This is a genomic window from Paenibacillus sp. FSL R7-0273 (assembly GCF_000758625.1).
GTDB lineage: Bacteria > Bacillota > Bacilli > Paenibacillales > Paenibacillaceae > Paenibacillus_AQ.
On the sequence record NZ_CP009283.1, the window covers coordinates 3,880,593 to 3,893,052 of the forward strand.

Annotated in this window: 3 protein-coding genes; all 3 read left to right on the forward strand. The window is 55.7% G+C overall.

Annotated features, from left to right (window positions below; genetic code table 11):
• The first annotated feature begins 13 nt into the window (after positions 1-13).
• Entirely contained in the window at positions 14-9,016 is a 9,003-nt protein-coding gene (locus tag R70723_RS16480) for an SDR family NAD(P)-dependent oxidoreductase (RefSeq protein ID WP_039873511.1), read from the forward strand.
• 14 nt (positions 9,017-9,030) lie between these two features.
• Positions 9,031-11,625: an alpha/beta fold hydrolase gene (locus R70723_RS16485; RefSeq protein WP_179088001.1), complete on the forward strand. Its 2,595-nt coding sequence runs from the start codon at positions 9,031-9,033 to the stop codon at positions 11,623-11,625.
• A 141-nt stretch (positions 11,626-11,766) separates the two neighbouring features.
• Entirely contained in the window at positions 11,767-12,444 is a 678-nt protein-coding gene (locus R70723_RS16490) for an MBL fold metallo-hydrolase (RefSeq protein ID WP_039873516.1), read from the forward strand.
• Positions 12,445-12,460 lie beyond the last annotated feature (16 nt).

A 12,460-nucleotide genomic window follows, 5' to 3' on the forward strand; every position in this document is an offset into this window, starting at 1 on the left:
GGTGGTCAGCATAATGAGCCTCGGCAAACCGGATGAACAGAAGGACATAATCTATTTTCAGGAGCAGTGGGCGGATTCCGCCCCTGCTCTGCAAACAGCTGCGGCGGAAAGGCAGCCGGGAACACTGCTGCTTGTAGTGGAGGCAGACACTTTGGAAACCAGGAGTGCCGCTGCCGCGCTGGCCGATGAATACACAGTCGTTACGGTACGGCTTGGAGCATCCCTGAGCCAGGAAACGGAGCGCTGTTACTCGGTTAACCGGCGGGAACAAGCAGATTACACCGCTCTGCTGTCCGATGTGACGAAGACGTTCCCGCAAATTGCCTGCGTAGCGATGCTGTGGAATCAAGGGCAGACGATCGAAACAGCGGCCGGAAATGCGGCATACGCCATAGACAGTATGTTTTATTGGATCAAAGCCTTCCATGCATTGAAGCTCCGCCTGAACAACCGGTGGCTGTCCGTTTCCATGAACGGAGACGGGGAGCGGCTGGATGTAGAAGCGCTGGGCGCATGCGGCAAATCACTGGAGCGGGTGTATCCGCGCCTGCGTTATACCCAGGTGGAGGTACGCGATGCCGGTTATGCCCTGGCGGATATTCTGCGCGGAGAAATCCGGTGCCTCAGCTACCCTTTTACCCATGAAGTGCGATATGAGCAAGGGCTGCGGAGGGAAAAACGGCTGGGCGAGATTACGCTGCAGGACAGAGCCGGTTTGTTAAAAAACAAAGGTATATATCTCATAACCGGGGGAGCAGGGTCTTTAGGCATGATTCTGGCCGGCCACTTGGCCCGTACATACCATTCCAGACTGATTTTGCTCGGAAGAAGCACACCTGACTCCGCGCTTGAGCTGAAGCTGGAAACATTGCGCGGCTATGGGGCGCAAGCAGAATATATCGTCTGCGATATTGCAGACCGGTCCAGCGTCAAGCAGGCCATTCAACAGGCCAAGCGGCAGTTCGGGGCCATAAATGGCGTCATTCATGCGGCGGGCAAAGCGAGTGAGCAGCTAATTTTTCAGAAAGAGGCCCATGAGTTTACATCCGTTCTGCAACCCAAGACGGACGGAGTCCTGGCGCTGGATGAGGCACTGAAGGAGGAGCCGCTGGATTTCTTCACCGTCTTCTCGTCTACTTCTTCGCTGATCGGGGATTTTGGCCAAGGGGATTATGCGGTAGCGAACCGGTTTTTGGACCGTTTTTGCGAATATCGCGAGGGTCTGGTTAAACAGGGGATGCGCAGCGGCAAAAGTATAAGCATCCAGTGGCCGCTCTGGGAGGCGGGGGGCATGCACCTCGAAAACGGGGCAGAAAAGCTGTATCTGCAAGCCTCGGGCATCGGGCAGTTGACGGCGGAGCAGGGAATCGGCTGCTTTGAAGCAGTTATGGCGGACGGACGGGGGCAGACGGCAGTGATTTATGGGGAACGTTCCAAGCTGGCGCCGCAGTTAAACCTAATCAAGCCTAACGGCAAAAGTCAAGCTAAAGGGGGGATAACCAAGTTGGATAAGCATTATAGACCGGAAGAAATGGGCCAGCAGCATGGAGTGCTCCTCGAAGAGCAGGTTAAGCATGATGTGCTTCGTTTGGCGGCGGAGGTTCTGCAGACGCAGACCGGGAAGCTCGATATGGATGAAAATATGGGCGATTTCGGCTTCGACTCTATTTCATTGAAGGAATATGCCGACGGATTAAGTGAGCTGTATGACGTTGAGCTGTCTCCGGCTGTGTTTTTTGCCAAAACTACGCTGAATGAGCTGGCACACTTTCTGGCGGAGGAGGATTTCAGTACAGAAGTCGCCGCTTACTATGCGGGTAAGAGCGGAGCTGTGCCCGAAGGTCCGGCAGTTGTAAGCCAGTGGGATGCGGCATCGTTGGAGGAGCCTTCTGCTCAGCCCAATAGCACATTGTCCAGCGGGCCGCCAGCCGCGCCAATGTCTCCGTTCGAGGGGCAATCCATTTTCACAGACTCACCAGACCCGGCCCCGGCTTTACAGCCCCTTTCCAGTAAATATCAGGGCCGCAAAAAAGCCGGCGGGCAGCCGGCGGCGGAAAAAACAGCCCGCGATGTCGCCGTCGTCGGTCTCAGCTTCAAGCTACCCGGCGCGGATACAGCGGAAGAGCTGTGGCGTTTCCTGGACGGCCGCGAGAACCAGGTACGGGAGATCCCCGCAGACCGCTGGGACTGGAAAGCTTATTACAGCACCGATCCACAGCAGGATAACAAGACCAATTCCCGCTGGGGCGGCTTTATCGGAGGACATGACCAGTTTGATGCAAAATTCTTTCAGATTTCCCCGCGCGAAGCGGAGCTGATGGACCCTCAGCAGAGACTGTTCATCCAGGCGGCCTGGAGAGCGGTGGAGGACAGCGGCTACAAAATGTCGCAGCTCTCCGGCAGGCAGGTCGGCGTGTTTGCGGGCGTCCAGTTCTCCGACTACCAGCAGCTCCTGTCTGCCAATATGGACAAGGTGCATGCCCAGTCCAGTATCGGCAACGCGACCGCGCTCCTCAGCAACAGAGTGTCCTATCTGTTCAATTTCAAAGGGCCGAGCGAATCGGTCGACACAGCCTGCTCCAGCAGTCTTGTTGCACTTCACCGGGCGGTTAAGTCGATCCAGCATCATGAAAGCGAGCTGGCGCTGGCCGGCGGCGTAAGCCTTATGCTGGATCCAAATACCTATGTCGGCGCTGGTGTGATGGGCGTATTCTCGCCAGAGGGGCGCTGCAAGACATTTGACCGGAGCGCGAACGGCTATGTCAAAGGCGAAGGCGTCGGTGTTGTGGTGCTGAAGCCGCTGGAAAAGGCGGTGGAGGACGGCGACCATATCTACGGCGTGATCAAAGGTACGGCTGTGAATCATGGCGGGCGGGCCCATTCCCTGACCGCGCCTAATCCGGACGCCCAGGCGGAGCTGCTGCTGAAGGCATACACAGAGGCAGGAATTGATCCGGGGACCGTATCCTATATTGAAACCCATGGGACGGGCACAGAGCTTGGTGATCCGGTTGAAATCAGCGGCTTGAAAAAAGCGTTCGCCGAACTCTACCGCCGCTGGAACAGGACACCGGGCAGCGGACAACCAATCGGGCTTGGCGCATTAAAATCCAACATCGGGCATCTGGAGCCTGCGTCCGGAATCGCCGGGTTCATCAAGGTTCTGATTGCCCTCTCGAAGAAGCAGCTGCCCGGCAATGTGCATTTCAGGGAATTGAATCCTTATATTCAGCTTGAAGGATCGCCGTTCTATGTGCTGGAGGACAGCAGAGAATGGGGTGCACCGCAGGCTGAATCCGGCAAGGTTCAGCCCCGCTGCGCGGGCGTCAGCTCGTTCGGCTTCGGCGGAACCAATGCCCATGCCGTCATCCAGGAGTACATGGAGAAGCCGGCAGTCCGTTTCGCAGGGGCTTATGGCCAGCCTGCACTGTTTATTCTCTCCGCCAGAAACAGCGGCCGTCTGCGCGAATATGCGGCTCGCTTCATGCGTTATCTGGACTCTGAGACGCCTGACCATTTGCACTCCATCGCCTATACGCTCCAGACCGGGCGTGAAGAGATGGAGGAGCGGCTGGCAGCGGTAGCCTGCTCCATTGATGAGCTACGGCATCAGCTAACGGCATTCTGCGATGCCCGGCAAACGGACGGGCTGTTTACCGGCAATGCCAAAAAGCCGGGGGCAGCGCCTGGTGCCAAATCTGCGGCGGCAAGCGATGTTGCACGGGCACTTTCTTCGAACGATGCCAGCACTCTCGCGGGGGCCTGGACAGCCGGGGCAAGCATCGACTGGCTAGAGCTCTACGGTGGACAGCGGCCGCACAAGCGGGCCGGATTGCCAACCTATCCGTTTGCGGAAACAAGTTACTGGATGCCGCTCAAGGAAGCTGAACTCCCAGCCCCAGCCGCTGCTCGGGTGGAAGAAGACTCCCTTTCCCGCTTGCATGCGCTGGTCAGCTGCAATGTATCGACGTTGTACGAGCAGGCTTTCGAAACCGTTTTTCAGGGAAGTGAGTTTTATCTTTCCGACCATGGACATGTGCTGCCGGGTGTAGTGTATCTGGAAATGCTGCGGGCAGCCGGAGAACTGGCAGATCCGGGAAGACGCGTAACAGCGATCCGCAATGTTGTATGGTCCAATCCGGTCATCGTAGAGCGGGAGCCGAAGACCGTAAGAACGGTCCTTCAGGCTGATGCCCAAGGCATAGACTTCCGTATCAGCTCTGCGCAGGACGGTCAACTGTCCAATCATGCTCAAGGCAGGCTGGAACTGTCCGGCGCGGAAAAGAGAACGCTGGAGCAGTACGATATCGAAGCACTCCTGGCAAGATGCAGCGGCGGTGAAACCGAGGCCCGCTCCTATTATGGGCTGCTGGGACATCTGGGGGCAGAGCTCGGCAGCCGATTCCAGGGTATCCGAGCTTTGCATTGCAATCAGGAGGAAGCAATCACCCGGCTCGGAGTGCCCGAAAGCCTGAATCAGACGCTGGACCAGTTCCTGCTGCATCCGACGCTGACTGACGGCGGCCTGCAATCCGCGGTGGCTTTTGCCTATCAGACAGGGAGGATTGACCGCAATGTACTGTATGTGCCGTTTGTTCTGGGACAGCTTGAGCTGTTCGACGTTTCAATCAGGCCTGCTTTTGCTTATGTGAAGCAGTCAGCGTCACGGGGGCTTAAATTCGATATTCTGTTCCTGAGTACGGCGGGTGAGGTGATAGCCAGCATGCAGGAGCTGTCGATCCGGCCGTTCCAGGCAGGTGCACTTCAAGGCGCGCCGTCCCCTGAAACATCCGCTGTCTATTTCAAAACGGAATGGGCCCAGGCTGCCCTTCAACCCTCGTTAATTGCCCGTGATAAGGAAGAACGCCTGCTCCTGATTAACGCCGGCCTGGAGGAAACCCGGCAGCTTGCAGGCACTGCTCCAGGGCAAGCCGTCCGCATTGAATGGGGCGGGCATTTCAAGAAAATTGACGCCGGGCATTACCGTATTAACCCGTCTCTCGCTGGAGACTTCGGCAGATTGGCTGCGGAATGCGGCCTTACGGATGAAACCCGGCTGCGGATTGTGTGCCGGTTGGGCAATGACGGGGAAGGAGGCCTGAAGGAGCGGATCGAGCGGGAAATCTATCCGGTATTCCAGCTCTGCAAATGGCTATCCGCTTATCGTTTTAGACATGAAGCCAGGCTTTGCTGCTTTTATCAAAAGGAAGAGTCCGCTGCTGAATACAGTGCGCTTGCGGGATTCTTCCGCTCGCTCACCCTGGAGCACCCGAAACTGCTGGGCAGTGTGATTCATTGCACAGGCGATACGCCCCTTGCTTTTATCCTGAAGGATGAGCTGGCTGGAAGCGATGGTACACCGGAAGTGAAATATGAAGACGGCATGCGGTTTGTGCGTCAACTGGTTCCGATGCAGCCCGTAAGCCCGCAGGAGCCGAAGCTGGCCCTGGGCGGCGCTTATATGATAGTCGGCGGCATGGGCGGGCTGGGCTTTATCTTTGCCAAATACCTGGCGTCAGCCTGTCAGGCGAAGCTTGTGCTCTGCGGCAGAAGTCCAAACGCGGACGGAGCGAAGCTGGACGAGCTGAAGGCATTGGGTGCAGAAGTAACCTATATTCAGATGGATTTGGCAAGCCCGGTGTCTGCGGCTCAAGCAGTCCGCACGGCCAAAGCAGCCTATGGCAGACTGAACGGCGTATTCCACTGCGCCGGTGTGGTTAGAGATTCCCTTTGGGGCAAGAAAGAGCTGACGGAAATCGAAGAGGTGCTCAATCCCAAGGTATACGGAACAGTGCATTTATATGAAGCGCTGGCTATGGAGGAGCTGGAGCTGTTTGTTCCTTTCTCTTCCTCCACTTCACTGATCGGAAATATAGGGCAGGGCGATTACGCTTACGCGAACAGCTTCCTGGATCATTATGTCGCATTAATGAACGGACGGTTAGGCAGAAGCGATACGGTACTGAACTGGTCGATTTGGCAAAATGGCGGCATGCAGATTGATTCAGCTACCGGTGAACTGCTGTGGAACAAATTCGGTATGCGCCCTATGTCAGATAGCGAAGGCATTCAGGCCTTCGGGTACAGTCTGGCGCTGAATGAACCGCAAGTTATGGCGGCGGCTGGCGACCGGGACAAGCTTATTGGCGCCTTTACCCGCTCTTCACGCAGGGAAAGCATCCGCTCTGCAGAAAAGCAACCGGCCCCGGCTGTTTCCCGGCAGGCGCAGGTTCCGCAGCTGGCGGATGCACTGATCGGTATAATGGCCGGAATTCTCAAGAGCGACCGCAGTGAAATCAGCCGCGACTCGGATCTCGCTGAACTGGGCTTTGACTCCATTTCGTTCACAGAGCTGTCCAATGCAATAAACCGCGCCTTTAGCGTGGAGATCACACCGACTCTGTTCTTTGAGCAATCTACCCCGGAGGCGATTGCGGAAGCTGTTTATGAGGAATACGGAGCGGCCATTGACCGGCATTTCCAGGCGGCTGAACCGTTACTCACAAGAAATACCGCCGGACAAGCACCCGCTCCTGATCGCGACGGCGCAGATCATGTACCGCAGATGGAGAAGGCCATTACGCAACATGCGTTCCGAACGCTGCTTCCGGCTCCGGATGTAAGGACAGGAGTGCCAGAAAGCTCAGGTGCTGCCCGCTCCGGAAACGGAGCCGCTTCCGGAGCCCTCCTGCCAATATCGCCGCAAGCCAGAGAGCCGATCGCCATTATCGGCATGAGCGGCACGATGCCGGGCGCGGATAATCTGGACCAGTTCTGGAGCAACCTCGAAGCGAAGCGCGATATGGTTACGGAAATTCCGGCGGACCGCTGGAACTGGCAGGACCGGTTTGGCGACCCGCGCAGTGGGACCGGCAGAACGGATGTGAAATATGGTGCCTTTGTCAACGGCATCGATACCTTTGATCCGCTGTTCTTCGGTATTTCGCCTATGGAAGCGGAGAAAATGGACCCGCAGGAGCGCCACATGCTGCAAACGGTATGGCATACCTTGGAGAATGCGGGATATACGGCGGATGCGCTGGCCGGCACGCGCACCTCCGTCTTCATTGGCGTATCTAATGGTGATTACCAGGAGCTGCTGCTGAAAGAGGATATCGCCACAACGCTGACCCGGACGATGCTGTCCAACCGGATCTCCTACTTCTTCAACTGGAGCGGACCCAGCGAGCCTGTGGATACCGCGTGCTCCAGCTCGCTGGTAGCCATTCACCGGGCGGCGGAGTCGATCTGGCATGACAACTGCATCTATGCGGTGGCGGGCGGCATCAACCTGATTGCAAGCCCGAATCTGTTCATTGCAGGCAGCAGCCTGGGTATGCTCAGCAAAGACGGCAAATGTAAAACATTCGATAAGAACGCCGACGGCTACGTCCGGGGGGAGGGAGCTGCAGCGCTGCTGCTTAAGCCGCTTTCGGCGGCTATCCGGGACAAGGATTACATTCACGGGGTCATCCGCGGGACAGCGGTCAATCATGGCGGCAAATCCAACTCGATTACTTCGCCCAATGCCAAGGCGCAGGCGGATGTCATTGTTCAGGCTCATGAGCGTGCGGGCATCGATCCCTCCACCGTAACTTACATTGAAACCCACGGCACGGGGACAAGCCTTGGTGATCCGATTGAGGTTGAAGGAATAAAGAAAGCCTTCAAGACGCTGTACCGGGCATGGGACAAGCCGGAATCAGAGCTGCCTGAGTGTGTCCTTGGCTCGGTCAAGACGAACATCGGCCACCTGGAATCGGCGGCCGGCATGTCGAGTATCTGCAAGGTGCTGTTGTCCATGAAGCATAAGAAGGTTCCGGGCAACCTGCATTTCAATGAACCGAATCCTTACCTCAAGCTGGAGGGCACCGGGCTGCGCATTGCCGGGGAAACAGCTGCCTGGGAGGCGCTGAGCGATGCCCGCGGCCGGGAAATTCCGCGCCGGGCGGGCGTCAGCTCGTTCGGAGTCGGCGGCAGCAACGCGCATATTATTCTGGAAGAATACCGGAATGATCCTGTGGTCATGCCTGCCTCTAGCCGGAGCCAAAGCCTAATTGTGCTGTCGGCCAAAAGCCGGAGCAGCCTGCTGGAGAACAGCCGCCGGTTACAGGCGTTTGTAGCCCGCAATCTTGACAACGCCAGCACTGCAAGCAACGATCAGGCGGTCCCGGCTCTTGAAACGGCTGTACGGAAGGATGTTGTTTATCTGTTCGCCGCCGTTATGGGGCTGGCGCCGGAGGATATCGATGCCGATGCCGTACTTGAGGAATACGGCCTTGACGCAGTAAAGAATGTCCGGCTGCTGGAGGGGCTCAAAGAAAAGTATCATCTGGAATTCAAAGATTCCCTGTATGGCTTCTCTTCTTTAAACAGCCTGGTTATGTTCCTGCTGCAGCATGACAGTGAAGCTGTGGCTGCGTATTATGCGGGAAGCGGGGCAGGCGGGGAGACCCGGGCCGGCGGAAGCGCTGCCCCGGTTTCCCTTGAGCAGCTTGCCTGCGGCCTGCAGACCGGACGCACCGAATTCAGCGAGCGGGCGGCTTTTGTGACCGACAGCCTGGAGAAGCTGCACGAACTGCTGGGAGCCTATATCTCCGGAAACAAGGAGCTGCCGGGAATATACGAGGGTCAGAGCAGCACACGCTCTCCGCTTGGCAAGCTGTTCGACGGTGAGGAAAGCAGGCTCTTCATAAACGGGCTGATGCAGTCCGGCAAGCTGGACAAAATCGCCCAGCTCTGGGTGCAGGGCGTCGCTGTCGACTGGCCTTTCTGGTACAAAGATGCCATACGTAAGACACCGCTGCCGGAATATGCATTTGACCAGGAGCGTTATTGGCTGCCTGGACCTGACCGGATTCCGGGAGGAACCATACCGGAGAAAGGGCCGGAAGAGGGGGCCGAGGAACCGGAAGCCTTAAATGACGAGCAGCTCCTGATGTGGCTGACCAAGGTGCATAAAGGGGAAATCAGCGCAGAAAATCTAAATATGTTGGTGGGGGATCTCTTGGAATGAGCAGTTACTCGAGAATGCAATTGTTGAAAATGGTGGAGAACGGAGAGCTGACACCCGAAGAGGCGCTGGTTATGATCCGGGGCAAACAACAGCCTGTACCGGCGGAGCCGCTTGATGCGGCTCCAGCCGCGCAGGACGGTTTGGACCGTTTAATCAGAAAAGTGCTGGTTGACGGCGTTGCGGCAGTGCTAAAGGTTCCGGCTGCCAAAATTCATCCGGATACCGACTGGAAGAGCTTCGGCTTTGACTCCATCAGTTTTACGGCGTTCCACAGCCATATCGCCGAACGCCTCAAGGTGGATCTCCCGATGAATGCCTTTTTTGAGTATGACACGATCAATGAGCTGAGCAGGTATTTGCTGGAACAGTCTCATGCTAATCCCGCCGAACCGGCCGTTGTATACGCTATGGCAGGCGCAGCAGCGGAAACGCCTTCCCAGGCAGCCGGGGTTCAGCAGCCCCAAGAAACGGGGAATGCCAAGCGGCCTGCGATTACAGCTGCGCCAGATGTCACAACAGCGAAACAAAATCCGGCTCCAAGCGGAACCGGTACAAATCAGGCCATTCCGCATGGCCTGCAGCTAATCGGCAGCACGGATCATTTTCCCCTCCGGTTCTGGAGTGAACTTCGCGATAACAGAACCGGGTCCGGCCGCTACCGCTCCTATTCCTTGAAAGAAATGAAGGAGGACCGGCACCGTTACATTCATCTGCTGGCTGACACGCCGTCAGGCAACAGCATGGAGGTGGTCTTATCCGGTCAAGGCCAGCCGATTGTTCTTGTTGGCGGGGTTGGTATGGCTTCACCGATGGTACTGAAGCAGCTTGAATACTTCTCGCATAACTATAAACTCATCTGTATCCATAATCCGGGCTGCGGCCTCAGCGAGGATATCAGCGACTACACGCTGGAGGGCCGGGCGGAGATTGTCGCCGGGGTGCTGGACAGCCTGGGCATAGCAGAGCCGGTTGCCTTCATCGGCCTGTCCTGGGGAGGATTGCTCGGGCAGACCTTCAGTGTAATGTATCCTGAGCGGGTATCACATCTCATCCTGGTCAGCTCCATATACGAAATTGTCAATGAAAATCCGAAAATGAATGCGGATGATGCGATGCGCCAGGATCTGGAGGCGGTGCCAGGCGGAACCGATTACCTGGAGCTGCTGGAATGCGGAAAGAGTATTGATCAGCAGATTTTTACCAAATACATGGAGTATTATCTGCCGGGTAACCAAAAAAGTTATTCGACCCTGAATATTCTCACACAGATCCAAGCACCCGTACTGATCGTCTACGGAAGAAACGACACTATTATCAATACACGTCAATCCAAAGTAATGGGAGCAAGCATACCGGGAGCGAAGATGCTGGAACTGGAAGATGCGGCGCATTTTCTGTTTATGACGCACCATGAACAGCTTAACCGCGCGGTAGCCGGCTTTCTTTCCGGAAACTGCGGGCAAAGCTCTTTTAATCTTAAGGACAACCTGGAGCAAATGCTCGATTTCGAGCAGCGGCGCACGGCGGAGCTGTCGATTCGCGGACTGGAATGCTACGGGGGGCTTGAAGAACAGCTTAACCGGCTGTGCACGGGCTATGCTTACCGGTTCCTGAAGGAGTCCGGCATTGACGTGAGCCCAGGCACCATCCACGACCGGAGAGAGTGGGCACAGCATCTCCATTTGCCTGCAGCCTACACCAGACTGCTGGACTCCATGATCGACATGCTGGCGGAAGATGGCATCGTGAAGCTGATGGACAGCCGGGTGAAGTTTATTGCAGCCCCGTCTGCAGTTTCCGATCCCCAGCCGCTGTACGAAGCCTGTCTGGAGAGCTATCCCGATTTTAAAGGCATGCTTGTCTTTCTGGATTACTGCGTCGGGAAGTACAAAGAGGCGCTCAGCGGCCGGATTCCTGCGGTCAGCGTGCTTTTTCCGAAAGGAAGCTCGGAGGCGCTGGAGCAGAGCAATCAGGATACAGTGGAGCATGGTAAAGAGCGGGTCTATGCCGGAGTCGTTCATGATGCGCTTGCGCTGCTGATTGACGGTGCGGAGCAGGGAAAGGTAATCAATATTCTTGAGGTAGGGGGAGGAACGGGCCTGTTGACCCGCCAATTACTTCCCCTTGCAGAACGCGCCAACGTCAACTACTGGTTTACCGACATCGGCGAATATTTCCTTGGCAAGGCGAGGCAGAACCCTGAATTTGCCTGCCTGAACTTCAAGGCGTTTGACATTACCAAAGACCCGAAGGCTCAGGGATTTGTACCGGGCAGCTTTGATGCCGTGCTCGGTCTGAACGTAGTTCACGCAACCAGAGACATTGGAGGAACAGTGGACAATCTGAAGCCTCTTCTGGTGCCGGGCGGGGTCATGATGCTGATTGAAGCGTGCAAGCCGCAGCGCTGGGTAGATATGGTCTGGGGGCTAGCCGAGGGCTGGTGGGTCTTCGAGGATCATAATCTACGGCACAAATCACCGGTCATTAATCCGTACGCCTGGGAAAAGGTGCTCTCCGATTCCGGCTTCGGGGAGGTTCAAGTGCTTCCGAATAGCGATGCCGGGCGGTTTGAGGCAGATTGTGTGCTGGCTGTTGCCCAATATCAATAAATATTCAATAAAATAAGATGATTTTTAACATTATACAGCATAAACATTCATTGACATTAGTGGAGCTATTAGCTGATAATTTAGTAGATTAACAAGGTAATATGTGGAAATATGACAGGTAATCCCTTAGAGGAGGCGGAAATGGAAGCAACCTATGATTTGTTTACCATTAAGACGCAATGTATAACCTTTGTGAATTACGCGTATCTCGGAATCGACAAATCCTCCCGTAAAGCTTTTGTTGTGGATCCATCCTGGGATGTTTCGCAGCTTGTACATAAACTGAACGAGCATGGGGCAACGCTGGAAGCGGTGCTGCTCACCCACTCCCATTTTGACCATACAAATATGGTGAACAAGCTGGAAATGCTCTATCAGCCTACCGTCTATCTTTCCAAAAGAGAGGCTGAGTATTACCGTTACCGCTGCAACCGGTTAAAAACCGTGGAGGACATGGAACGCATCCGTATCGGCGATACCCTCATTAACTGTCTCGTCACACCCGGCCATACTCAGGGCAGCGTCTGCTATTGGGCCGGCGGTAATCTGTTCTCCGGGGATACAGTATTCATCGAAGGCTGCGGCTTGTGCGACAGCGAGGGCGGGTCGGCAGAGGATATGTATTACAGTATCCACCGGCTGATCTCACTAATCCCGGCCAATGTACAGGTGTACCCGGGACATTCCTTCGGAGAGCCTCCCGGCAGGGAAATGAGCTATTTGTATAAAAAGAATCTTTATTTCCAGATTGATGATATTAATCATTTTGTAAAATATAGGAACCGGAAGAACAATACCAGAATTTTTGATTTTAAATAAAGAGATGTTCGATTCC